This window comes from Paenibacillus sp. KN14-4R, assembly GCF_052180255.1.
Taxonomy (GTDB): Bacteria; Bacillota; Bacilli; order Paenibacillales; family NBRC-103111; genus Paenibacillus_AM.
The window spans coordinates 3621331-3646528 of the sequence record NZ_CP197466.1; the positions used below are offsets into that span (position 1 = coordinate 3621331).

Annotated in this window: 26 protein-coding genes and 2 pseudogenes; 9 read left to right on the plus strand and 19 right to left on the minus strand. The window is 43.9% G+C overall.

Going from position 1 to position 25198, the window contains the following annotated elements; all coding sequences use genetic code 11:
- Window positions 1-113 precede the first annotated feature (113 nt).
- Window positions 114-386 (plus strand): annotated as a pseudogene (locus tag ACSBOP_RS17855) (ABC transporter permease); the annotation flags it as partial.
- Between the two features lie 245 nt (window positions 387-631).
- On the opposite strand, the gene ACSBOP_RS17860 reads toward ACSBOP_RS17855, so the two are convergent.
- The 10 genes and pseudogenes from ACSBOP_RS17860 to ACSBOP_RS17905 form a co-directional block, all read right to left on the minus strand.
- The gene (locus tag ACSBOP_RS17860) at window positions 632-1486 is read right to left on the minus strand and encodes a YitT family protein (RefSeq protein ID WP_442601858.1); all 855 of its coding nucleotides are present in this window, start codon (window positions 1484-1486) and stop codon (window positions 632-634) included.
- Window positions 1487-1838: 352 nt separating this feature from the next.
- Window positions 1839-1973: pseudogene (locus ACSBOP_RS17865) on the minus strand (IS4 family transposase); the annotation flags it as partial.
- A 112-nt stretch (window positions 1974-2085) separates the two neighbouring features.
- Window positions 2086-3714 carry a chaperonin GroEL gene (groL, locus tag ACSBOP_RS17870; protein ID WP_442601859.1) on the minus strand — a complete coding sequence of 543 codons (1629 nt, stop codon included), beginning with the start codon at window positions 3712-3714 and terminating at the stop codon, window positions 2086-2088.
- Window positions 3715-3777: 63 nt separating this feature from the next.
- A complete protein-coding gene (gene groES, locus ACSBOP_RS17875; protein WP_442601860.1) occupies window positions 3778-4062 on the minus strand; it encodes a co-chaperone GroES in 285 nt (94 codons plus the stop codon).
- Between the two features lie 199 nt (window positions 4063-4261).
- The gene (gene tatC / locus ACSBOP_RS17880) at window positions 4262-5023 is read right to left on the minus strand and encodes a twin-arginine translocase subunit TatC (protein ID WP_442601861.1); all 762 of its coding nucleotides are present in this window, start codon (window positions 5021-5023) and stop codon (window positions 4262-4264) included.
- Window positions 5024-5064: 41 nt separating this feature from the next.
- Window positions 5065-5334, minus strand: a complete 270-nt coding sequence (locus ACSBOP_RS17885) for a twin-arginine translocase TatA/TatE family subunit (protein WP_442601862.1) — start codon at window positions 5332-5334, stop codon at window positions 5065-5067.
- Window positions 5335-5378: 44 nt separating this feature from the next.
- Window positions 5379-6389 (minus strand): molybdopterin-binding protein, encoded by a 1011-nt coding sequence (locus ACSBOP_RS17890; RefSeq protein WP_442601863.1) that lies wholly within the window; start codon window positions 6387-6389, stop codon window positions 5379-5381.
- Window positions 6390-6391: 2 nt separating this feature from the next.
- Window positions 6392-6880 (minus strand): molybdopterin adenylyltransferase, encoded by a 489-nt coding sequence (mog, locus tag ACSBOP_RS17895; protein WP_442601864.1) that lies wholly within the window; start codon window positions 6878-6880, stop codon window positions 6392-6394.
- Window positions 6881-6924: 44 nt separating this feature from the next.
- Entirely contained in the window at window positions 6925-7362 is a 438-nt protein-coding gene (gene moaC, locus ACSBOP_RS17900) for a cyclic pyranopterin monophosphate synthase MoaC (RefSeq protein WP_442604521.1), read from the minus strand.
- A 72-nt stretch (window positions 7363-7434) separates the two neighbouring features.
- A complete protein-coding gene (locus ACSBOP_RS17905) occupies window positions 7435-8076 on the minus strand; it encodes a 5-formyltetrahydrofolate cyclo-ligase (RefSeq protein WP_442601865.1) in 642 nt (213 codons plus the stop codon).
- Between the two features lie 213 nt (window positions 8077-8289).
- Between ACSBOP_RS17905 and abc-f the strand changes: the two genes are divergently transcribed.
- From abc-f to ACSBOP_RS17925, 4 genes are all read left to right on the plus strand, one after another.
- On the plus strand, window positions 8290-10320 hold the full coding sequence (gene abc-f, locus ACSBOP_RS17910) for a ribosomal protection-like ABC-F family protein (protein ID WP_442601866.1): 2031 nt from the start codon (window positions 8290-8292) through the stop codon (window positions 10318-10320).
- Between the two features lie 142 nt (window positions 10321-10462).
- On the plus strand, window positions 10463-11752 hold the full coding sequence (locus ACSBOP_RS17915; protein ID WP_442601867.1) for an MFS transporter: 1290 nt from the start codon (window positions 10463-10465) through the stop codon (window positions 11750-11752).
- 68 nt (window positions 11753-11820) lie between these two features.
- Window positions 11821-13302 (plus strand): spore germination protein, encoded by a 1482-nt coding sequence (locus ACSBOP_RS17920; RefSeq protein WP_442601868.1) that lies wholly within the window; start codon window positions 11821-11823, stop codon window positions 13300-13302.
- Window positions 13303-13440: 138 nt separating this feature from the next.
- Window positions 13441-14145 carry a GDSL-type esterase/lipase family protein gene (locus ACSBOP_RS17925; protein WP_442601869.1) on the plus strand — a complete coding sequence of 235 codons (705 nt, stop codon included), beginning with the start codon at window positions 13441-13443 and terminating at the stop codon, window positions 14143-14145.
- A 299-nt stretch (window positions 14146-14444) separates the two neighbouring features.
- On the opposite strand, the gene ACSBOP_RS17930 is transcribed toward ACSBOP_RS17925, so the two are convergent.
- From ACSBOP_RS17930 to ACSBOP_RS17960, 7 genes are all read right to left on the minus strand, one after another.
- Window positions 14445-16514, minus strand: a complete 2070-nt coding sequence (locus tag ACSBOP_RS17930) for a methyl-accepting chemotaxis protein (protein WP_442601870.1) — start codon at window positions 16512-16514, stop codon at window positions 14445-14447.
- 163 nt (window positions 16515-16677) lie between these two features.
- Window positions 16678-17706 carry a tRNA (adenosine(37)-N6)-threonylcarbamoyltransferase complex transferase subunit TsaD gene (gene tsaD, locus ACSBOP_RS17935; protein ID WP_442601871.1) on the minus strand — a complete coding sequence of 343 codons (1029 nt, stop codon included), beginning with the start codon at window positions 17704-17706 and terminating at the stop codon, window positions 16678-16680.
- Between the two features lie 13 nt (window positions 17707-17719).
- On the minus strand, window positions 17720-18184 hold the full coding sequence (gene rimI, locus ACSBOP_RS17940; protein WP_442604522.1) for a ribosomal protein S18-alanine N-acetyltransferase: 465 nt from the start codon (window positions 18182-18184) through the stop codon (window positions 17720-17722).
- A 40-nt stretch (window positions 18185-18224) separates the two neighbouring features.
- Window positions 18225-19136, minus strand: coding sequence for a tRNA (adenosine(37)-N6)-threonylcarbamoyltransferase complex dimerization subunit type 1 TsaB (gene tsaB / locus ACSBOP_RS17945; protein WP_442601872.1), 912 nt, complete (start codon window positions 19134-19136; stop codon window positions 18225-18227).
- Window positions 19137-19613, minus strand: coding sequence for a tRNA (adenosine(37)-N6)-threonylcarbamoyltransferase complex ATPase subunit type 1 TsaE (tsaE, locus tag ACSBOP_RS17950; protein ID WP_442601873.1), 477 nt, complete (start codon window positions 19611-19613; stop codon window positions 19137-19139).
- A gap of 167 nt (window positions 19614-19780) precedes the next feature.
- Window positions 19781-20527 carry a WecB/TagA/CpsF family glycosyltransferase gene (locus ACSBOP_RS17955; protein ID WP_442601874.1) on the minus strand — a complete coding sequence of 249 codons (747 nt, stop codon included), beginning with the start codon at window positions 20525-20527 and terminating at the stop codon, window positions 19781-19783.
- A 63-nt stretch (window positions 20528-20590) separates the two neighbouring features.
- Window positions 20591-20788, minus strand: coding sequence for a hypothetical protein (locus tag ACSBOP_RS17960; protein WP_442601875.1), 198 nt, complete (start codon window positions 20786-20788; stop codon window positions 20591-20593).
- Window positions 20789-20935: 147 nt separating this feature from the next.
- On the opposite strand from ACSBOP_RS17960, the gene ku reads away from it, so the two are divergent.
- The gene (ku, locus tag ACSBOP_RS17965) at window positions 20936-21808 is read left to right on the plus strand and encodes a non-homologous end joining protein Ku (RefSeq protein WP_442601876.1); all 873 of its coding nucleotides are present in this window, start codon (window positions 20936-20938) and stop codon (window positions 21806-21808) included.
- Window positions 21809-21971: 163 nt separating this feature from the next.
- On the opposite strand, the gene ACSBOP_RS17970 is transcribed toward ku, so the two are convergent.
- Both ACSBOP_RS17970 and ACSBOP_RS17975 read right to left on the minus strand, forming a co-directional pair.
- Complete coding sequence (locus tag ACSBOP_RS17970) at window positions 21972-22550, minus strand: TMEM175 family protein (protein ID WP_442604523.1); 579 nt, start codon at window positions 22548-22550, stop codon at window positions 21972-21974.
- Between the two features lie 95 nt (window positions 22551-22645).
- Complete coding sequence (locus ACSBOP_RS17975; protein WP_442601877.1) at window positions 22646-22867, minus strand: hypothetical protein; 222 nt, start codon at window positions 22865-22867, stop codon at window positions 22646-22648.
- A 149-nt stretch (window positions 22868-23016) separates the two neighbouring features.
- Between ACSBOP_RS17975 and ACSBOP_RS17980 the strand changes: the two genes are divergently transcribed.
- The 3 genes from ACSBOP_RS17980 (at window position 23017) to ACSBOP_RS17990 (ending at window position 25192) form a co-directional block, all read left to right on the plus strand.
- The gene (locus ACSBOP_RS17980; RefSeq protein ID WP_442601878.1) at window positions 23017-23634 is read left to right on the plus strand and encodes a TetR/AcrR family transcriptional regulator; all 618 of its coding nucleotides are present in this window, start codon (window positions 23017-23019) and stop codon (window positions 23632-23634) included.
- A 35-nt stretch (window positions 23635-23669) separates the two neighbouring features.
- Window positions 23670-24074 carry a hypothetical protein gene (locus ACSBOP_RS17985; RefSeq protein WP_442601879.1) on the plus strand — a complete coding sequence of 135 codons (405 nt, stop codon included), beginning with the start codon at window positions 23670-23672 and terminating at the stop codon, window positions 24072-24074.
- Between the two features lie 173 nt (window positions 24075-24247).
- Complete coding sequence (locus ACSBOP_RS17990; RefSeq protein WP_442601880.1) at window positions 24248-25192, plus strand: ATP-dependent DNA ligase; 945 nt, start codon at window positions 24248-24250, stop codon at window positions 25190-25192.
- The last annotated feature ends 6 nt before the right edge of the window (window positions 25193-25198 follow it).

Sequence of the window (25198 nt, forward strand, 5' to 3'; positions counted from 1 at the left end):
ATAGTAGTATTAAATTGATTTGTCAACACCAAAATCATGAAAGATGAAAAAAGGCCTTACAAAAGTTCGATGAACTAATGAAAGGATGATTCTGAAAAAATGAATCTTTCGATGTGTTGAACCTCGTTCTAGTAGGCTCAATCTGGCATGTCATGCTAATTAATCTGCTTACCGCTTTTGTTGCGCTGACGCTCGGCATACTGCTATCGACTTTCGCCTCATCTGAATTTCAGATGATCCAGTTCATCCCGCTCGTCGTCGTTCCGCAAGTGTTCTTCTCCGGGATCTTTCCGCTGGATAATATGGCGACTTGGCTGCAATAATTAGGCAGAATCATGCCACTATACTACGCTGCTGAAGCGCTTAAGGGGATTATGTACAAGGGATACTCTTGATTTGAATTTAATGTTATTTTCAATCCATTAGACAAAATAAAGAAATCATCATTTAAAAATTCAATATATTCTTGCTGCAAATTGATCTTTTTAGATGCAAATATTGTTCATAATAATACCATATTCTAGGTCTAATTTGTCTATGTACACCAAGTTTTGGGTATTCCTCCTGCCACGTTGTTTTCATCTACATCCATTTTAACGTGGAACAGACCCTATATCCATTCTCACCTCTATTATATGATTCTCCGGAATCGCCCAACAACCTCGGCGGTATCCACAATGTTAATGAATGCTTTCGAATCCAGTTCAAACACTCGCTTTCGTAGTGACGGCAATTCGTAACGGGTGGTCACAGTCATTAGCATCGATTTTTCTTTATGGCTGTAACAACCGTATGCATTAATCATCGTCACACCATGCGAAAATTTGATGAGCTCTTCGGCCATCAGGTCTTTTTCTTCCGTCACAATGAACGCCGTCACCTTCATGTGCTGAACATGAATCATATCAATTCCCCTGCCCTTCACATAGATCGAGAGCATGGAGTAGAATGCGACATTCCAACTATCAAGAAAGCCAAGCACAACAACAATGGATGAATTAAGCACCGATAACACGTTACCCAAGGGGAAGTCACGCTTTTTGGTCATAATAAATCCGATAATATCAAAACCACCCGTCGATCCCCCAACACGTAATGAGTAGCCGACGCCGATGGAAATAATAATTCCTCCTACGATCGCCGCAATGATCGGGTCTGTCGTCACTTCATAGGCGGGTATGAATTTCAAAGCAATCGTCGTAGCTAGTACCGAAGTTAAGCTAAGTAAAATAAACTTTTTACCAAGAGAAATATACCCCCATATAATCAAAGGCAGGTTCAGTATGAAGTACGTCAGAGAAACATCCCAACCAACCACATAATTCGCAATCAACGCAAGACCTGGTATCCCCCCGCTTAGTAGATGATGTGGCGTCAGAAATAGCTGAATTCCCGCCCCTACAAGCAATCCGCACACAATTGTAATCATAACATCATAAGTAAAACTCACCCACCGAGCTTTGGCAGGCCTTGACTGAAAATTCATCCTATAATTCCCTTCCAGAACAATCCTCTAGGTTCTATGAGTTTATCGACCTTCCATAAATGAACGCCGACCGACTATCACTTTACCATGAATTTCAGACACTGCAAGTGACAATTATTTCATATTCACCTTCACAATTCATACGTATAATCCCTCTTCTACGATACTGCTGCTATGTATCGTCGTATACGCTGATATTCCTGCATATCTATTGAAATAAGCCCTGTTTTTCCATGTAAATCTGAAATTTAAGCTAATTCCTCCGCACTCGCTTCATATTCTCCTTATTCCTCCTCTCGAAAAATTTAAATACTAGAATTAATTAATAGGAAGGTGAAATGATGATGGAAAAATTCTTATCAGGTAAAGAACTTCCGCGGTTGCTCTCCAACAGTCGAAACCAGTTTTTGCCTTCAAAGACAAGTGAAAATAGCAATTGAAAAACAGCGAGTGCAGTAAGACCGAAAGGCTTCCGAATCCCCGACTCATCGGTAACAATGCTCATACAAAAAAGAGGCATCTCATCCGTTCAATGAACGTGTGAGACGCCTCTTTTTATTAGGTTTAACATTGATGCGTGGAGCGCATTGTGCTCCTTATTACATCATGCCGCCCATTCCACCCATGCCGCCCATATCAGGCATTGCTGGTGCATTCTTTTCTGGCTTATCCGCGATTACAGCTTCTGTTGTCAAGAACATAGCTGCAACGGATGCTGCGTTTTGAAGAGCGGAACGAGTTACTTTAGCAGGGTCAACGATACCCGCTTCCATCATGTTCACCCATTCGCCAGTAGCAGCGTTGTATCCGATGCCTACTTTTTCTTTCTTCAAACGCTCAACGATTACGGAGCCTTCTTGACCCGCATTCGCAGCGATCGTGCGTACTGGCTCTTCAAGAGCACGTAGAACGATGTTCACACCTGTTTGCTCGTCGCCAGTAGCGTTTACGGATGCAACAGCGTTGTACACACTCACAAGTGCTGTACCACCACCTGCTACGATACCTTCTTCAACCGCAGCGCGAGTTGCGTTAAGTGCATCTTCAATGCGAAGTTTACGCTCTTTAAGCTCAGTTTCAGTAGCAGCTCCAACTTTAATTACAGCTACACCGCCTGCAAGCTTAGCAAGACGCTCTTGCAATTTCTCTTTATCGAACTCGGAAGTAGTTTCTTCCAATTGTGTACGAATTTGGTTCACACGAGCATCGATGTCGGATTTGTTACCAGCGCCATCAACGATGATTGTGTTTTCTTTTGTTACTACGATTTGACGCGCTTGACCCAATTGAGTCACTTGAGTGGATTTCAATTCTAGACCCAACTCTTCTGTAATCACTTGGCCACCAGTAAGAGCAGCGATGTCTTGAAGCATTGCTTTACGACGGTCACCGAATCCTGGAGCTTTAACAGCTACGCAAGTGAATGTTCCACGAAGTTTGTTCACGATAAGAGTTGCTTGTGCTTCGCCTTCAACATCTTCAGCGATGATAACAAGCGGTTTGCCTAATTGTACGACTTTCTCAAGTACAGGCAAGATCTCTTGAATGTTGGAAACTTTTTTATCCGTGATCAAAATGAAAGGATTGTCTAGGACAGCTTGCATTTTGTCTGTGTCTGTAATCATGTAAGGGGAAACGTATCCACGGTCGAATTGCATACCTTCTACAACTTCAAGCTCAGTTGCAAAACCTTTGGATTCTTCAACTGTGATAACACCGTCTTTACCCACTTTTTCCATAGCGTCAGCGATGAACTGACCTACTTCATCGTCAGCAGCGGAGATTGCAGCTACTTGAGCGATGGATTGCTTGCCTTCGATTGGCTTCGCAATTTTTTGCAATTCTTCTACTGCTGCACGAACTGCTTTATCGATCCCTTTACGGATAACCATTGGGTTTGCACCTGCAGTTACGTTCTTCAATCCTTCACGGATCATAGCTTGAGCAAGAACTGTTGCAGTTGTTGTACCGTCACCAGCTACATCGTTAGTTTTAGTAGCAACTTCTTTAACGAGTTGAGCACCCATGTTCTCGAATGCATCTTCAAGTTCGATTTCTTTTGCAATTGTAACACCGTCATTTGTAATTAGCGGGCTACCGAATTTCTTCTCAAGCACCACGTTGCGACCTTTAGGTCCAAGTGTTACTTTTACTGCGTTTGCCAAAGCGTCTACACCACGAAGCATCGAGCGACGTGCGTCTTCACTGAATTTAATGTCCTTTGCCATTTGAAAAAACCTCCTCTAAAAGTATATAGAATGTATGATTGATTTCGTTTCACGAATTGTATATTAAGCTAAAATCGCAAGAATATCGCTTTCACGCATAATCAAAAGCTCGCGACCATCGAATTTCACTTCTGTTCCTGCATATTTGGAGAAAATAATACGGTCGCCTTCTCTCACTTCTAGTGGAAGACGCTCTCCATCTTTGTTCAGTGTGCCGCTGCCCACAGCAACAACTTTACCTTCTTGTGGCTTTTCTTTCGCTGTTTCTGGAAGAACGATGCCGCTTGCAGTTGTCTCCTCTTTTGCAATGGCTTCAATAACTACGCGATCTCCTAACGGTCTGATCATGTGAAAATAGCCTCCTTTAGAAATGTTAATTCATTTTATTAGTAGGTACTTAGCACTCGGACTCCCACAGTGCTAACAACACTTTTTATGATACTGATTTCCAAGTGGATTTGCAAGTGGATTTGCTTAGTTTTTTACTTTTTTCCAAAAGTAGCCTTTAAAAATGAAAAAGCCTTCGCAAACATGCGAGGCTTATTGTTTATTTCTTGCCATACTCTTGTTCCCATGCTGCATCCTGAGCTAACTGCTTCCGATAAATCATCCCTGATAACACAACAGAGAATTCATAAAGCACAACCATCGGTACGAACACCAAAATGGCAGAGATCGCATCAGGTGGGGTAATAACCGCAGCCAAAATAACGAGCACCATATAAGCAAGTCGGCGGAATTTCGACAATCTTGCCGGATTAAGCAGGCGAATTTTCGTTAAAAACATAACAATAATCGGCAATTCGAACAAAATCGACAGCGGAATAATAATATTAAACATAAATGAGAAATATTGCGCTGCGCCGTACGTTTCAATGATATTCAAGCTGCCCGATATCGATGTCGAAAAGTGGAATGCCATTGGAAACACGACAAAATATCCAAAAGCAAGACCCAATAAGTAAAGCAGTACAGCAAAAGGTAAGTATTTAATTGCTGCACCTCGCTCGGTGTCACGAAGTCCGGGGCTTACAAAGGCCCAAATTTGATACATCAACACGGGCATGGTCACGATAAAACCTATGACTAGCGAGAAGCTCATATAAAGGCGTAGTGCATCCCATGGGGAAAAAACGTGCCACTCCAACCCATTAGCAGGGGGAAGCTTCTGTAAATATAAAAGCACCGGTTTGGCTACGTAGAGTCCGGCACCCATACCGATAATTAAAAAGACGAGCACCCACATCAAACGCTTGCGGAGTTCGCCAATATGTTCGAATAAAACCATTTCTTTATTAGTACTCATCATACACCAACCTACCTTACGAACTGTTGACGTTCATATCCCTATTAATCTGGTAAACGCTTAGAATCCAGTGTTCGAACTTTCGCCTCAGTTGATGCACTTGCAGCGGGTACGTTCACTGGCTTAGCAGAAGCTGCTTCCTGCGAAGCAGGAGTTGCTGCAGGATCATCCTCCATGATATTACGTGCGCCATTCTTAAATTCGCGCAGTGTTTTACCAAATGCACGACCAAGCTCAGGCAGCTTCTTCGGACCAAATAATAAGAGCAATACAATTCCGATCAGTAAAAATTCTGTAAAGCCAATGGAACCCATCTGGGATACACCTCTATTTTATAAAATAATGAAATTTCAGGTTCTTAACAGCCCAGCATTCCACCATAACCAAGCGATGAGATGTCTGCGCGTATAATGGTTTCTCCAGCACAAATACGTGGGAGAAGTACATCAAACGATGTAAATGGATCATGCATGACGCATCCTGGTAGCCCTATAATCGCAATGTCATTCAGATAAGCCATCATAAGCATTGAACCTGGGAGCATAGGTGTGCCATAGGAGATCACTTGTGTAGCTGCTTCTCTAATCGCTCCCGGTGTACGATCATCCGGATCGACAGACATCCCACCAGTAAGTAGGATTATATCCATACCTTGATCAGCAAACTTACGGATTTCCTGTACAATAATCGATTTATCATCGGGCGTTAACACTTGGTTTACAACTGTCGAGCCGAGCGCTGCGACTTTTTCCTTGACAATAGGTCCGAACTTATCTGTAATTCGTCCTTTATACACTTCACTGCCTGTTGTAATGAGCCCGACTTGTAGAGCTTTAAATGGCTTAACTTCAACAAGTGATTCCCCACGCTGTTTATAGGCGCTCGCTAATTGCTCAATAGCTTGAATCTGTGATTCTTCGATATAGAGTGGGATAATCCGTGTACCTACCAGAGACTGCCCCGGCTTCATCACTTTATTCGTATGTACCGTGGACATAATGAGCTGCTCATGTGCATTCACTTCATGAACAAAAGATTCATTGATCTTCGCAAGTCCAGCTCCTGCTGCCTTAATAGCAACCTTGCCTTCGTGTGGCTCACTAAGAATCAGTCCATCCCCTGCAAAAGCAGCAGCCAAGCGCCGTGCTGCATCATCTTCATGCACATACCCCGGCGCTAAATCCATTACATAAATATGTTCTTTACCAATTGATAATAATGCAGGTATATCTTCTTCACGGATCACATGACCTTTTTGAAACAATCTACCTTTGAACTGTCCGGGAATAATCTGTGTTAAGTCATGTGACAGCCTCATACCGATGGCATCCTCGACCTTCACTTCCCGGAGCATTTCCTTCTGGTTCATCACTAGTGCTCTCCTTCTCTTCCGGTGAGAATATTAAGCGCATGTGGCAATACATCAATAACAGCTGCTAGATTCTCATTCACACCTTGCGGAGATCCAGGTAAGTTCAAGATCAAGGTCTTACCACGAATACCAGCCACAGCACGAGAAAGCATCGCACGGCGTGTCTTCTCTAGCGACTTCGCCCGCATCGCTTCAGCAAAACCCGGTGCCTCACGATCCACGACGTTGAGTGTTGCCTCAGGCGTCACATCACGTGGACTTAGGCCCGTACCGCCTGTTGTCAGAATAAGATCCGCTTCAAAATAATCGGCCATCTCAATAAGTGCGGCCATAATTTCATCTGTTTCATCGGGTACAATTCGATAGTCCACGATTTCCCCATTCAATTCTTCTTCCACAAGCTCCCGAATGACCTGGGCACTTGTGTCTTCCCGTTCCCCCCGAGATCCGCGGTCGCTAGTCGTTAAAATGGCAACTCTCCAACGCATAGGCGTCACCTCTCCCTTCTACTGTATCAAAATTTTTAGGAAGATCATGTATCTTTTCTGTGAAAATCACCGTTTTTGCCGCCGGTTTTTGTAATTAACATAGTGGGGCCGATAATCATTTCCTTTTCCACAGCCTTGCACATGTCGTAAACAGTCAGTGCTGCTGCAGAAACGGCTGTCAACGCTTCCATCTCTACGCCAGTCACACCGGTCGTCTTGACGGTTGCTTCTATATAAAGTTCATTGGTTCCATTATCATGAAAAGCAATATCAATGCCAGTTAACGGGATCGGATGGCACATCGGAATCCATTCCCATGTTTTTTTCGCAGCCATAATGCCAGAAACTTGTGCAACTGCCAACACATCGCCCTTCTTCATTCCACCTTGTTTAATTAATGTCAGTGTCTGAGGCTGCATGATCAGCTTGGTTGCAGCCGTCGCGCTGCGCGTCGAAATTTCTTTCTCTGAGACATCGACCATGCGCGCTCTTCCTTGATCATTAAAATGGGTTAATTTCGCTTCAGTCACTCCAATCCGCACCCCCTCTATCATTTAATCCTCTTCCTTATTTATCCTCTTAATGCATGACTCTGTAATGATGCAATCGATACGAAAATCGTGCCAAGACATAGGTACTTCATCCACAATTTGAGCGTCAAAAGCCCCTGCTATAACAAACGGTGCCGTCAGTTTTAAATCGTTAAACCTACGAATAAAACGGTCATAAAACCCACCGCCGTACCCCAAGCGGCCGTTTCTTTTATCAAAAGCGAGTCCCGGAACAAGAATCATCCGAATACTCGACAAATTGTTAACCTGAGGAAGCGTAGATAAGGGTTCACGAATCCCCCACGCACCTGTCTCTAAATCGTTATAGCTGGTTACAGCATGTAATTGCATGTCTTTCGTTCCCTTGATAACCCGAGGTAATAGTACACAAATCCCATGTGACCAACACCATTCCATCACTGGGGTAACATCAGGTTCACTTCGATAAGGCATATAGGTAAGCAGTGCCCCTCCCGACAATGCGGACTGGGATTGCTGTATAGATGAAGTAAAAATTTGTTCACACTGCGCAAGGAGCCCGGTATTAATAAGCCGTTCTTTCTCGTGTCTCTGCGTTTCACTCAAGCCTGCTCTCATGGTCTCTACGGACTGGCGAAGGGCAATTTTCCGCTCTTTTATATTCATAAAGGGCTGCCTCTCATTCGATATTAGCCTACTTATGTATATTCTATCATAGAGTCGGTCTTAAACAAAAACTTATGTTCGGAAATATGTTCGGAAAAAATAAGCATGTAATTGGACTTTAGAATCGATGCAATTTCCTGTACACTGGAAGAAGATGATACAAATATCATATTCGCCGCCCTTTTAGGGCTATTCACAGGAGGTTTAAGTAACATGCTTTTGCAAGTCAGCAATATGAGTAAAAGCTACGGGGTGACACCTGTGCTTTCCAATATATCGTTACAAATTGAAGATCGAGAACGTATCGGCCTTGTTGGCGTGAATGGTGCGGGAAAGTCGACATTGCTGCAAATTATTGCAGGGGAGCTTTCTTATGATGACGGGGATATTTTTAAAGCAAAAGAAACCAAGGTCGGTTATCTTCGTCAAAATTCAGGACTAAACACAGCACGTTCGATTCGCGAAGAAATTTTGACCGTATTCACACCTTTAATTGAAGCGGAAAAAGAAATTCGGGAGCTGGAACAGCAAATGTCTGATCCTGCCTTGCATGAAAATGAAAAGCGTTATGAAGAGACAATGAACCGCTATGCCGTAAAATCCGAATGGTTCAAGCAGCACGGCGGTTATGAAATGGAAGCGAAAATGCGTGGGGTCCTCCATGGTATGGGCTTTGGACAGTTCGCGCCCGAGACGCCGATACATACATTAAGTGGTGGTCAGAAAACGCGTCTTGCGCTTGCCAAAATGCTCCTAGAAGAGCCGGATCTGCTCATTCTCGATGAGCCTACGAACCATTTGGATATCCCGACACTTACATGGCTAGAGGGTTATCTTCGTGCTTATCCAGGTGCAATCCTTGTCGTCTCTCATGACCGGTATTTCTTGGATTCTCTCGTGACTGCTATCTATGAAATTGAGCGTACAAGTTCCAAGCGTTACACAGGCAATTACTCTCGTTTTGTTGAGATTAAAGCTGCGGAATACGATATTCAAATGCGACATTATGAAAAACAACAGACGGAAATTGCTCGGATGGAAGAATTCGTACAGAAAAACATTGTACGAGCAACAACGACCAAGCGTGCACAGAGTCGCCGCAAAGCACTGGAGAAAATGGATCGGATCGATAAACCGATGGGCGATTTGAAACGAGCAAGCTTTTCTTTTGAAGTGGAGCAAACTTCAGGTAAAGATGTGCTGGAGGTCCGCAACCTTCAAGTTTCCGTACAAGCCCGTCCAGGTGAGGCTGCGGCACAGGAGCGCCGTGTATTAATTCGTGATGTCAATATCGGACTGACTCGCGGGTTAACCGCAGCCTTGATCGGTCCGAATGGTATCGGTAAAACAACTCTACTTCGGACGCTAATTGGTGATCATAAACCAGATTTCGGTGTCATCAATTGGGGAACAAATGTAAAGATCGGGTTCTATGACCAAGAACAAACCCATTTGAATCCAAAAAATTCCGTGCTGGATGAAGTTTGGAATACATTCCCCCACCTTGAAGAGGTTCGAATCCGTACTGTGCTTGGAAATTTCTTGTTCACTGGCGAAGATGTTTTTAAGAAAATCAGTTCTTTAAGCGGCGGTGAGAAAGCGCGTGTCGCTCTCGCGAAGCTAATGCTGCTTAAAGCGAATGTTCTCGTACTCGATGAACCGACGAACCATCTGGACTTATATGCAAAAGAAGTTCTTGAATCCGCGCTCATGGATTACGAAGGTACGCTCTTGTTCATTTCCCATGACCGCTATTTCTTAAATAAGATGGCGGAAAGCATGCTGGAGCTGTCCTCTGACGGCGTCCAAATGTACTTCGGCAACTATGACGACTTTATCGAAAAGAAAGCCGAGCTCGCTGAAATTCAGTCGTCTGCGCAAGGAGCGAGCAGTGCGGGCACAAAGCGAGCTGAAGATGCGAGCAGTTCAGGGCGAGCAGCGGGTGTGTCGGGACCAGCGACAAGCGGGACCAGCGCGACAGCGCAATCGGCTGAGGAGAAGCGCAGCGATTACGAGGCAGGGAAACAAGCGCAGCGCGAGGCGCGCAGCAAGCAGCGCCGGCTTGAGGCGCTGGAAGCGAACATTGCGCAGCTGGAAGCGGAGCTTGAAGCACTGGAGGCGGAAATGGCCGATGAGGCCGTGTTCAACGACTATGTGCTTCTAGGTGAGAAGACTTCGCTCATGGATGCGAAGAAATTAGAATTAGAAGGTTGTTATACCGAGTGGGAGACCCTGATGGAATAAAAGGATTTGTCTAGAAATAGACTTGGTGCATAAGCGGCATCAAGTCTTCTTTTTTATGAATAAAAAAGGAATATATTCTTATTTAGAAGAATTATTATCTGAATATTTATTTAATTAGAAAGAGAAAGAGAGGTACTCCCGCATGTTTCAGCGTTCCTTTCGTTCCTTATGGATCGGACAAACCTGTTCAAATACAGCAGATATCCTGTACATCATCGCACTGGTTACGATGATGTATAAAATAAGCGGTTCTGCAACGTTTACTGCACTTATTCCACTCTGCCGTGTGTTAAGCCAAAGTGTTGGTGGATTCCTAGCACCACTACTGCTTGCCAAGTACCCACTAACAGCATTAATGCGTCTGTCTCAAACTGTACAGCTTATTTTATTCATCGTGCTTGCGCTGTTTGCATGGCAGTTTCTAAGTTCGAGTACTCTATGGATCGTGCTGCTTATTATTGCGATCATTTCCTTCTTCGACGGTTGGACGACACCTGCTCAAAACGCCCTTGTTCCCCGTTTAATTGAGAATGAGCAGTTATTAAAAGCAAATGCGTTCCTCTCGACGATCAATCAGATTGTACAATTCGGCGGCTGGGCTGCCGGTGGGGTCGTCGTTGCCATGATCAGTTCACCACCTACACTAGCTCTTGTCGCAGGTCTCTACACGATTGCTCTCATTTTTACTTTTCAAATTAAGGAACCTCAATTACCGAGCAGCGCCCACTCATCTACCAAGCAGCAAATTTCCCAAGCCTCCCCCCACTCGACAAGACGCTTTGAAACCATACGCTCAGGTTGGGTGGCACTATGGAGTAACCGTCAGTTGCGTACGATTTTTACGATGGATATGATCGATGGTATCTGTGGAGCAATATGGATTGGCGCGTTCACATTGGTGTTTGTTCAAGAGGTACTGCATCAAAGTGATGCTTGGTGGGGATTTATTAATGCTTCCTATTTCATCGGTACGATTATTGGCGGTTTCATAGTTATGGCTCTTGTCAAACGCCTCGATGGAAAGCTTCCTCTTTTCATGATTATTGGCACACTGGGTTATGGGATTACGACAGCTATTTTCGCACTAACAACGAATCTTTACTTGCTGCTACTTATCGTCATTGTGATGGGACCAATGGTCGAACTTCGTGGGTCAAGTCGGACTACACTTGTTCAACGCAGCATTTCTCCTGAACTGCTCCCTAAAGTACTATCTGCTGAAACGACACTTTTCCATGTCCAATTCGGCGGCTCTATCTTGCTATGCGGTATTTTGATCGACCTTTGGGGAAGTATGACGATGTATTTAGTCGCTGGTGGTTTTAGCATCATCGCTGGAATTTTCGGAATCGTGCAGCGTAAACATTTACAACAAAAAGAGCAAAATGAGAACCTATCTCCTGCTAACACCGATCATGTACACCCTATGTAATTCACGTTTAACTCTCTACGAATTGGAAATAACTTGAATAAAGTAGATTCCAAGCTGGAGGACTCATTGTGCGCAATTCACATGCCCGAGAAGGGCAGCAAAAACAAGAATTAACTCATTCTCTCATCGAAAATGTGACATTCCTACGAGAAGCACTCGGTGTCGGTAAAAGTTTCGATGTCATCCATCGTGAACTCGATTATGGCGGACGGAAGTGCGGTTTGTTCTTCGTCGATGGATTCGCTAAAGACGAAGTCATGAATGTCATCATGATCAAATTATCAAGCCTTAACAAAGATGAATTTACGACAGATGCAATCTCCAAGCTATTTCATACCTTCATCGGGTACTTGGAAGTAGATAAAGTTCGTGATATGAACACGATCATTTCTAGTGTCTTATCAGGCCCGCTTGTACTTCTGATTGAAGGTGCGGATGAAGCACTGGTTATCGATGCACGTACATATCCTGCCCGCTCTCCTGATGAACCTGATCTTGAGCGTGTTGTACGCGGGGCACGTGACGGGTTTACCGAGACACTCGTTTTCAATACGGCTCTTACACGGCGCAGACTCCGCGACCCATCCTTACGCATGGAATATACGCAGGTGGGCAGACGCTCGAAGACCGATGTTGTGATCTCCTATATAGAGGATATCGTGGATCCTGAGCTAGTCGAACAAATTCGTAGTCGTCTCGACCAGATTGATGTGGATGGATTGCCAATGGCCGATAAAACGATTGAGGAATTCGTATTCGGTCACAATTGGAACCCCTTCCCGCTTGTTCGTTATACAGAGCGACCTGATGTAGCCGCTATTCATCTGCTCGAAGGACATGTTCTGATTTACACCGATACTTCACCAAGTGTCATGATTGCACCTACCACACTCTTCCACCATGTACAACATGCAGAAGAATATCGTCAAAAGCCTGTTGTCGGCGTTTATTTACGTTGGGTCCGATTTGCCGCCATACTAGCCTCTGTGTTCCTGCTTCCACTTTGGTTTCTCTATGCATTAGAACCACAGTTATTACCTGATACTTGGGGATTCCTGCTACCAGAAACGCCACAGATGATGCCGATTATTTTACAATTAATACTCGTCGAGATTGGGATCGATGTACTACGAATGGCCGCTGTACATACGCCCTCATCACTTACAACAGCCCTTGGCCTTGTCGCAGCGCTAATGATCGGACAGGTCGCGGTTGAAGTCGGTATTCTTTCTCAGGAGGTGATTCTGTTCTTCTCCATCTCTGTAGTTGGTACGTTCGCAACACCAAGTTATGAATTCGGACTCGCGACTCGTCTTGTACGCATATCCTTAATCATACTTGTCGCTTTCCTGCACCTCAAGGGGATGATAATTGGCTGTCTTGCATGGTTTATCCTTCTCTTGACGACGAAATCGCTCAATACGCATTACCTCTGGCCACTTATTCCATTCAACGGTCGTGCTCTGCTTGATATCCTTGTTCGCAATCCTGTCCCCGCCAAAATAAAACGCCCTTCCTTCCTGCATCCAAAGGATGACACGATGGAATAAGCGTATTACATTCATTAAAAAGCCCTGTGCAGAGAAAATACTCTGTTCAGGGCTCTTACTTTTCCAAATGCTCTATTATATACTTGCCTTAGTTCCAATCCGATCTACTAAAATATCATTTGCGAGGTGTAGAAGAAGATGAATGAAAAGCGCATTCCTTTGGTAAGACCAGGCACTTTTGGTGTGCCCGCAGCTGCGGATAGCCGCAGATTAGAGTTCGATATTGGTAATGAAGTGTTACTCGCCAAAGAACAGCCTGTCGACTTTGTATTTATTGGCGATTCGATCACCCAATTATGGGATTTGAGAACTTATTTCGGCTCATCCGGTAAGAATCACATTAATCGTGGGATTAGCGGCGATGTGAGCGGTCATGTCCTTCAACGTTTCGAAGCTGATGTCATTCAACTCAAACCTCAATATGTCGTCATCAAAATCGGAATTAACAACATGCACGCACTGGATGCATGGAGTGAAGCGGGTCGTAAGCTACCAGATGCGCTGCATCAAGAGATTGAACAAGATATCCGTGAGATGCTACAGCTTGCTAACAAACATCAAATCAAGCCCATCCTCTGCTCTATTTTGCCTGTGAACATGAATTACTTCACATCATTAGCAATCAAAAATAAGCTCATTGTGAATCTGAATCATGCTTTGCAAAAATTAGCTGAGCATGAAGGCGGCATTTATGTCGACTACCACTCCCATATGACAACCGCAGATGGGGCAACATTACGTGAGGAACTTGCTCATGACGGGTTGCATCCCCACATCGTTGGATATGACATCATGGCGGGAGTGCTTCGCGATACACTGCATCAACATGGAATTGAATTATAAGAGAGAAATTACGTCATGGCGTCATTTCATTTTCCACAGCCTTATCCACATGCCAGATATGCCATAAGTACTAGATAAATCCGAGATTAATCAACTTCTACACAGTGTTATCCACATTATCCACAGAAACGCGTGAAAAAGTTGTCCTAAAGTTATTCGAATTAATTCGTTTTATAAAAAGAAGTCCTATCGGGATTTTTAGCACTTATCAACATTATCCACAGGGGGTGTGCATAAACTCATGCACACCCCCTGTGAATAGGTGAAACTCTTTTCTTTTTCCTGCATATGGATGATTGCTAGATCTTGAACTTCGTAATAATGGCTTGAAGTTCATCGGAAAGCTTAGCAAGTACGGTCGCCGATGATGCAATTTCTTGCATAGAAGCAAGCTGCTCCTCAGACGTTGAAGCTACAACCTGTGAATTGGCGGACGATGCACGTGCAATCGTTGAGAAGTGATGCAACGATGCCGCGACCTGTTTCGCATTGGCTGTGATCTGCTCTGATGCTGTGAATACTTCTTCAATCTGCTTATTGTTGTTTTCATTAAAGCGGACAATGTCGTGGAACATTTCACCGGTTTGATTCACCATCTTCGTAGCCTCTGCAACTTCCTTCGTCCCAACTTGCATCACATCCACGACACGATGAATATCGGCTTGGATCGCCTCGACGAGATCCGAAATGTTTGTCGCTGCAGCTTTTGTATTCTCAGACAACTTACGGACCTCCGCTGCCACTACGGCAAATCCTTTACCTTGCGCCCCTGCACGCATCGCTTCAATACTCGCGTTGAGTGATAAGATATTCGTCTCTTTACTAATATTCGCAATAACACTTGTCATGACCCCAATTTCACTTGAACGTCTGCCGAGCAGTTCCACCACGCTAGATGTCGTATTGACCGATTGGTTCACGGATTTCATCTGATCGACGACAGATTGAAGCATCTCATTGCCGCTCTTGGCTTGCTGTACGGCTAATTCAGAAGACTGTATCGCCACTTCAGCAGAATGCGTAATTTGTTGAATGCTATCCATCATGTCTGCCATACTACGGGAAGTCTCCTCCGAACTCTGCAACTGATCATCTGAACCCGCAGCTACTTCCTGCATCGCCTGTGTGACTGACTGTGTCGCAGCTGCTGTTTCATTCGTATTCGCGGTTAACTGCTCTGCAGTTGAAGCGACAATTAGGGTATGATCGGCCACTTGATTCAATAATCCCTTTACATTATCCATCATCTGATTGAAATTGCGGGCCATCTCACCGAATTCATCTTTGCTTTTGGAAGCGATCGGCTTGGTGAAGTCACCTTTGGACATCAGCTTCGAGAGGTTGTTCATACGATCAATGTTACGAATGATGTACAGGGTGTACAAGTAGATAGCCGCAATAACGACTAAAATACCAACTCCACCAATGATGAGTATGCGATGAAGCAGCGTCTTTAACGGCGCATACAGTTCATTTTCAGATACGACTAGACCAATATACCAACCTGTTTTGGGTACTTTTTGGAACTGAATTTGATAATTCTCTTGCCCCTGTGTAAAGCGTACCCCCCCTTCCTCTCTTTCGAGCATGTATTGACCTGCTTGGGCTAAGGAGGTATTGCTTTCATTCGTGATGTTTAGCATCATTTGCTTGTCTTTGTCGCGAGAAGCTAAATATTGCCCGTTTTTGTCAAGAAGAAAAGCCCAGCCGGTATTCCCAACTTTGACATTACGAACTGAATTCTGAATATTCGATAAATTAAAGTCATTTTTCACGACGCCTAGGAAATTCTTTTTCATATCGTAAAAGGGTACGGAAGTGATCATCTTCGCTGCTTTCTCTTTTTCATCATAAAAAGGTCCTGACATAGCACTGGAATATAAAGCATTCTTACCTTCTTTGTACCAAATCTGTTCCGTGTAAACCTTTGCGTTTTCCTCGATCTCTTCGGTATGCATCATTTTATTATTTTGCTTAAAGGTATAGGTTGAAAAAAATTTATTCTTCTCTTGATACTGAAATGGCTCAAAGAAAATACCGAGACCTAATGTCTCTTGATTAATTTTGAGTACATTCTCTGTCATAATACGATACTCTTCTAAACTTAATTGCTTCGCATTCTGTTCCACAGTTCGGGCAAATACTTCCGTGTTCTTGGTGTGCGTACTCAGTTCACTTGCAATTTGTGTTGTTGATTTTTCTAGCTGCTGGACAATGTTTCGCTCAATTTCAAGTTCAAGCTTTTCTTTCGAGAATGAATACGAAAAGACAAGTACGACAGTGAGTGTAACAAGAAAGATCGGTAAAATGGTTGCGTATGTCCGAACTCGGATGCCACGGAAACTCAAGAAAGCAGCTATTTTTCGCATAACTAGACCTCGACAATCTCTGAGTATTTGTTTTTGAATGCGCTTACAAAAAAGATGAAGCTTACTACCATTATATGACAATCCTTTTCTTTTATCTACAAAAAGCAGCTCGAATATCAATATTTCGAGCTGCTTCTATCCTTTTAAACGTATTGGAAGATAACTACCAAGCCTCTAGCTTCAACATTGGCTCTGCTGTGAAATCAAGTGGTGTAAATTCTTGCTTTTCCCATTTTAAAAATGCAGCTGCACCGATCATCGCGGCATTGTCCGTACACAGATTAAACGGTGGGATAAGAAGCGGTACACCAATCTCTGCAAAACGCTCCGTTAAGCGGGTACGCAAGCCTCGATTAGCAGCAACCCCTCCAGCAAGAAGCAGCTGACGCGCCCCATATTGCTTGGCAGCACGTACGGCTTTTTCCACCAATACATCCACGACAGAGTCTTGGAAGCCTTTTGCAATAGAAGAGGCAGGAACACTCTCCCCACGCATCTGCATCTGATTAATCGTATTCAGCACAGCTGATTTCAATCCTGAGAAAGAGAAATCGTATGAATCGGCTTCCAGCCACGCACGTGGCATCACAATCTCACCATCAGCCTCATGTGCAAGCCGATCGATATGCGGTCCTCCAGGGTATGGCAGTTGAAGGGCTCGTGCAACTTTATCATAAGCTTCACCCGCTGCATCATCTCGCGTCTGCCCAATGATGTGGAACTCCCCAGGGGATGGCAAATGAACTAACTCGGTGTGTCCACCCGACACAACAAGAGCAACTGCTGGATACGCTAACTCATGGACAAGCTGATTCGCATAAATATGACCCGCGATGTGATGTACCCCAATGAGTGGCAGTTCCAATGCGCAAGCCAGTGATTTAGCTGCAATAACGCCGATAAGCAGCGCACCAACGAGTCCAGGACCTTGTGTCACCGCAATGGCTGAAAGCTCATCTGGACGAACGCCTGCCTCCTCAAGTGCCTCTTGTATCACGAGTGTAATGACTTCAACATGCTGACGTGAAGCAATTTCAGGAACGACACCACCGAACTTACGATGGGTTTCAATTTGGGAGGATACGATATTGGAGCGTATCACTTTCCCATTTTCAATAACAGCAACCGATGTTTCATCACAGCTTGTCTCGATTGCCAAAATATATACAGGCTGCTTAGTTAAATTGTTCATTCATTACTCACCATCACTTCGTAGCTTTAGGAAGCTCTGCCCACATAATGAGCGCATCTTCATTATTATCGGTATAATAACCGGGTCTGACTCCGGAACTTGTGAAACCTAATTTTTTATATAAATTTTGTGCGATTTCATTGGAAACCCGTACCTCAAGCGTCATTCGGAGTGCCCCTAAGAAAACAGCTGTCCGCTGCAGCTCGGTTAGAAGACGTTCGCCTAACTTTTGTCCACGGAACATCCCTTTGAGTGCAATATTCGTCACATGTGCCTCATCCACGATCAGCCACATTCCCGCATATCCGCCGACAGTGCCATTCACTTCCATTATCATATAATGGGCAAAATGGTTGTTGGTCAATTCATTATAAAAAGCATCCTTGGACCAAGGTAATGTAAAAGCTTCTTTCTCAATTTCGAGCACGTAAGGGATGTCTTCAAGCGTCATGGAGCGAAATTCGAGTTGGTCCCACATTGAAGCAGATTGTGATAGTGATTCCACTGCTACTTCCTCCTTAACCTCGTTCTTTTTGCGATTTACGCAGATTATTCTCCGCTTCTGTTATTTGTGTATAATTAGGCACTAAGGTATGGACATTGTCTGAAGGTTCGCCTGCATGCCAGCGTTTGTAAGCCAGTTCGCCCAGATCACGTCCACGCATATGATGCATCCATGTTGTGACCTTACCGTTCCATACTTCTGCAAGGGCTGAAATCTGCTCTTCAAAACCTTCCGTTTCTCCAACAAAAATGATTTCTTGCGGCTGTGGGCTACTGGACTCGTTTTGCTTCGATTGCACATTAAGCATCGCTTGAAGTTCTTCACACCATGCGGACATCAGGCGGATTTTGTCAGGTACCATTGTTGACCAAGATTCACCTTTACCTGCGGCATACAAAGCGGTATAAGCTTGTCCTCTTCTCGCGTTCATGAGCGGGATAATCCATTTCGTACTTGGCTCAATCGGTTCACATCCATCAATCGAACATGCTCCATAACCAAATGCTGATCCAGAAGTATCAAAATTTAGACTCACAAGTCCTGTTGAACTTGATTGTGACTCGGTATAATGCCTATACCCGCCAAGTGCCAATGTCTCTAAGGATGAGATCGCGTACACCGGAATTTGCTGTGCCCATGCGAATGTTTTAGCTGCGGTAATTCCAATTCTTACACCTGTGTAAGAACCCGGGCCTTGCCCAACCCCAATCGCGGACAAATCTCTGATCTTCAAATCCTGCTTCGCTAACATCGTCTGCACAAGAGGCAGCAAATGCTTGGAATGATTGCGATCTGCAACAGCCGCCTCTTCCGCGATCATAACTCCATCTTGTAACAAAGCAATTGAAATCGTCGCCGTTGAAGTGTCCATCGCTAGCAAATAGCCCTTCATCTGCTTCTCTATCTGTAGATTGTTATTATCCATTTACGTTAACCACCCGTTCTCTTTCGCATTGCTGCACCACTGCGTATAAGGATCGCCATGAGGAATAACGACGAATTGACGCTCTGACTCCCCGATCCGCTCGATCTTAATTTCTAGGCGCTGCGGAGGCAACAATTCTTCAATTAAACTCGACCATTCCACAAGTGTTACGCCTTCTCCATAAAAATACTCATCAAGCCCCAGCTCATCCGCTTCTTCAAGCGAAATGCGGTACACATCCATATGATAAAAAGGAAGTTGACTTCCTTCATATTCTTTAATGATCGTAAACGTAGGGGAATTCACCACCCCTTGCACCCCAATTCCCCTTGCAAACCCTTGGGAAAATCGAGTCTTACCCGCTCCAAGATCACCGTCTAATGTCATGACAGTCCCTGGTACCGTAAGATCTGCAAGATGCTTGGCAAACCGTTCCGTATCTTGCTCGCTCTGAGCTATAAAAGTAAACGCGGACACGATCTATTCCATCCTTTCAATAAAGCATCACGAAACGCTTAGATTTGTCCTTATTATAGCCCTCAAGACTTAGAAGTAGCAACTCAAACGCACAAGTGGCTAGTGAAATTGGAATGAAAATAACCTTCTGCTTAATTGCAGAAGGTCGTTTGAACTTATTTTATCGATTAGTTGGATGAATTAGATTCTCTATAAAAGATTGCCTTCCAAGCAAAGCGCGGCAGAATTAATTGTCTGCGCCATCTCGACGGCTGCTTCATGAGCCTGTACAACCACTCCATATGTAATTTCTGCCACAGTTGGGGGGCCCGCTTCACTTTTCCAGCCAGGACATCCAAGCTTCCTCCGACACCAATTGCAACTCTAGCGTTCAGATCATCCTTATACTTGTGAATCCAACGTTCTGCATAAGGCGCACCAAGTGCGACAATTAAAAAGTCGGGTGCCAAAGATTGAATTTCGTTAACAATCTCTAAATCTTCTTCTGGTTTAAAATAACCATGGTGTCTCCCGACAACCGATACATTCGGATAAGTTTGAGCGATCACTTCTGCTGACTTTTTACTTGTTGCCTCATCAGCACCTAATAAATAAAAAGACCATGACTTTTTGTTACCCTCTTCAAGCAGCTTAAATAGCAGGTCACAGCCTGTAACCCGCTCAGGTAAACTTCCGCCTCTGATTTGAGAAACCATTACAATCCCAATACCATCTGCTGTAATAAGACCTGCTTCATCTATAATTGAGCGCAACTGTCTATCATGTTGACATGCCATCACAATTTCAGGATTACCCGTAACAACATGATACAACTCTGAATTATTTTGCTCAATCACCCTGCTAAGTTTATCTAGCGTCTCGTCCATTGTTATTTTAGGAAAAGGAATCCCCATAATCTTCACAACTTGTTTCATTGCATAATGCTCCACCTTCAATTGAGATACCCCTAGATTACCACGAATAGATCGGCGGAACTACTATCTCTGCTGCGAATTCAGAATCGTCTCGATCTCCATCATCGTGTCTGTGGTGGAATCTTCAAGCTTTCCGTTATCCTCCGTGACAAGCCCGCCGCCAAGTCCCTCACTTATCATTCGATCCACATCCATAAAATATTTATCTCTGCCTTCGTGCCGTGAATCTGCGGATTGGGTATGTTCTTGTTTATCACTCATTAGATGGTTCCACCTTCCTATGCTGCCTGTAATCGGTTTGTTTATAAACGTTCCCCATTCCTCTTTCGTTCATACAACAGCTCATACTAACGCATACTACATACTGCAATTATGGATCCGTCTGATTCAACAGAAAGGAGCTGCCACATGCATACGGTATGGAAAGGTGCTATTTCTTTCGGTCTTGTTCACGTGCCTGTACGGATGTTCTCCGCTACAGAGGATAAAGATATCTCCATGCGTTATTTGCACAAAGTATGCAATACGCCGCTTACGTACGTTCGAAAGTGTCCGACCTGTGAGAAAGAAGTGGAATGGGCTGAAATTACGAAGGGTTATGAGTATGAACCTGGTCAATTCGTTTTATTCGAAAAAGATGAATTAACAAACCTCGCAGGTGAAGCATCCAAAGAAATCAAAATTTTGGATTTCGTCCAGTTGACGGATATTGATCCCATTTATTTTCAAAAAACATATTACTTATCTCCTGCCGAAACGGGAGCAAACGCCTACAATCTGCTGCTTGAATCGATGAAACAAACCGGTAAGATCGGTATTGCCAAAATCTCAATCCGTTCCAAAGGTTCACTCGCTGCGCTGCGCGTTATCGATAATTGTATCGCTATGGAAACTATTTTCTACCCAGATGAAATCCGATCCATCTCGCAAGTTCCAAATTTACCTGAACAAATCACGGTTAATGACAAAGAATTGACGATGGCCAAGATGCTAATCGAGCAGCTTACAACACCATTTGAACCTGAAAAGTATCAAGATGATTACCGCGCTGCCATGGTTGAAGCCATTGAACGTAAAGTGGCAGGTCAAGAAATTCAAGCTGCACCCACTGCACCGCAAACGAATGTTGTGGACCTCATGTCTGCTCTACAAGCAAGCATTGCTGCAATGAAGCCACCTACCGCGATGACACCTGCAGATACGGGCGGCGTAGAAGCACCTACGCGCAAACGTAAGCCTGCTAAAAAAACAACAGCAAAGAAAAAAGAAACGGTTTCCTAGATGAAATTGCCGACGAAACCAATGCCACCAATGCCCCCCATTCTCGTCTCCGAACTTCCGCAGACGGATGAATGGGGGTTTCAACTGAACGACAAAAAAGCATCAAAGGCAAAAGCCAGATGCAAGATTTCAACTTATTTATGCTCCCTTTGTAGTTCATTTCTTAGTGGTCTCTTAGGGCATGTTCAATTCGCTTATCCGGCACGAACCAGATCACGGCAACGAGCACGTAAAAGAAGCCGGATATCCAAGGACTTACATACGCTGTCAAGACCGCGAGCATGTATAGCAAAGGAGATAATTTCCCTTTCCAGTCTTTGCCCATCGCTACGACAATTGAGGAATCCCCGGAATGCTGGTTAATAATAGCACGTTGAAGCAGCCAGTACGAGAACGCCGCTAGCATTAGAATAATACCGTACAGCGCCGTTGGAGTGGCAGCAAAATGGCTTTCCCCCATCCAAGCTGTCGTGAACGGCACAAGGGATAACCAGAAGAGAAGCAGCAAGTTGAGCCACATCAACCCCCCGTTCATCGTTCGAATCATGTGCAGCAGATGATGATGATTATTCCAGTAGATGCCAATATATACGAAACTGAAGATGTAGCTAAGAATTTTCGGGCCAAGTTCGATTAGAGCATACCAATCATGGCCTTCCGGCACTTTAAATTCCAACACCATGATCGTAATGATAATCGCCAACACGCCATCGCTGAATGCTTCCATCCGATTCGCTTTCAGAGTGTTTCACCCTTTTCTCGCTTCGCGCTCTTTTCATCTATTCGACTCCTGTAACTTCGCATAAAACCCTTCATCCTGTCAAGGATAAAGAATTATTATCCTTTTACCAATAACCAAATGAGAATTTCGACGTCTGGAAGGAAAAGCCCAAGGTTTGCCCAACCATGAATGAAAGCAGGGCAGCCAAGACGAGAGAAAATATGAGTATCCATAAATGCTGAGAATGACTGGTTGGACACCGCCTCAATAATAGCCCCTAGCTGTTCAAGATGTCCCCTTTCGTTTTTTATCCCCAAAGAATAAATTTCATATCTCAATAAAAGTTCCTCGTGGCTTACAGCGTCTTCCGGACATAACCCTAACGATGTTGTTCGGGTTGATGATACGTGCTCTTGATTTTTTTGACCGACCGTACTAAAATCAAACCATTAGTACTAAAATTAAATCGGGAGGATAAAAAACCAAAATGAACAGCCAAAAAAAGTTGTCATTCATCGAAGAAGCAAGGCGAAACCAAATCATGACGTGCGCAATCGAGATTATTTCCTTGAGAGGTTATGCACAAGCCTCTTTGGCACAAATCGCCAAAGAGGCTGGGATCAGCAAAGGGGTGATTTCCTACCATTTCTCTAGCAAGGACGATCTGATCGAACAGATTGTGTCCGACTTATACGAATCCGGCTCTACATTCATGACACCTTATCTTGCGGCGCAGACGACAGCATTGGGTTGGATTAACACATATATCGAGAAGAATGTGTTGTTCATGAAATCGCATCGGAAGCATGTTATTGCCGTAACGGAGATTATATTTCATGCAAGGGACGAGGAGGGAAAGCCTCGCCATTTCAGGAGCATCGATACTGATGCGACAATCAATGTGCTTGTGAAGATGTTGCACCGGGGCACTATGGAAGGGGATTTCCGGGAATTTACCGATTTCTCCGCTCGTGTCTTGGCGGCCACGATCCGATCGGCCATTGATGGACTCAGCTTTCAGTTAGCAGTGAGCCTTGATCTTGACCTGGACGCTTATGCTAAAGAGCTCGTTACTATATTTCAAATGGCTGCACGCAAGGTTTGAACCGCTTTATCCATTACCATTAAGTAAAGGAGTTGGTGAGGTTGAATAAAACATTTGTGGTCGGTATCATCTTGATCCTGATTGGGATCTCGTGGGGTCTGCTATTGGACGGGATCGGAATGCGCGAGTGGTTATTGTTGCTGTCAGGAATCGTCCTAGGGATTATTGCGGGTCTCGTTCAACGCTGGGCAGTCGCCAGACAAAGACTCGGGCTCATCACACCGGGCAAGAAGAGACTATGGATTATCGGCGTCATCGTTGTGCTTGTCATTGTAAAAGTTGCCATAAACGTCTTCATCCCCTCTTATCTTGCGACGAGTAATAGCGGAATCTACCTGTCCATCGTCTACGCCATCGGGGGCCTCCTCCTCGGTCATGCATTGTATCTCAGATTCAAACCCATGCCTCAGCAAGCAAAGCTAGGGGCTAATCGAACGTGATTCGCATTTCCTTAGCGCGTAGCCTACTCACATATCAACCCCATACGCCGCAAGGAATTCCGCAAAAAACTTGCCTTTACTTATGATAAAGTTCACCGTATCACTGTTCATTCAATTGTAAAAAAGAAAAATTATGGGGACACTTAAAGTAAAAATATATAGTGAGGCTGGTCATGGATCTTAAACCGATTATTCCATTTGAACCAATCAGCTCAAATATCTCTCCTGTTGGAGACAAATGGATTGCCCAAATTAAATGGGATGGCGTAAGAATGTTACATTATTTTGATGGAAATAATACTCGTTTGTTTAATCGTAAAATGCATGAGAGAACACTTCAGTATCCCGAATTACTGGATACTGAAGCATTTTGTAAGGCGCAATCCGTTATTTTGGATGGGGAAATAATCGCATTCGACACTAACAAACCTTCATTTTATGAAATTATGAAACGTGATAGTTTAAAACAAACTCAGAAAATAAAATTGTCTATTAACAAAATCCCAGTTACATATATGATCTTTGATATTTTATTATATAACGGAAATTGGGTAATAAATAAAAGCCTAGAGCACCGTCAAAAACTACTCGAGAACATCATTGTTCCGAGAAATAATGTTCAGATTGTAAAGAATTTTAGTGATGGACAAATACTGTTTAACCTTATGGAAACACACCAAATGGAAGGTGTGATTTATAAAGACCTTACCAGTACCTACAGCACAAATGCAAAAGATGGACGATGGAGAAAACAAAAAATCATGATTGATCTTTTTGCTGTAGTGGGTGGGGTAACTTTTAGAGGCCAAGTTGTAAATTCATTATTGCTTGGTTTATTCGATGAGGAACGATTTATATATATTGGTCATGCGGGAACTGGTAAATTAAAACAAAAGGATTGGATAGGAATTACTAACTTAGCAAAAGAATTAGTTATAGACAAAATTCCTTTTGTTAATGAACCTGAACGTCATAAGGATGCAGTGTGGATAAAGCCCGAACTTTTGGTGAAAGTAGAATTCTTAGAATTCACTCCAAGGGGAACCATGAGACATCCGAGTATTCAAGCCATAGTAAATGTTGATAAATCCGAATGTACAGTTAATCAGCTTAAATAATGAATA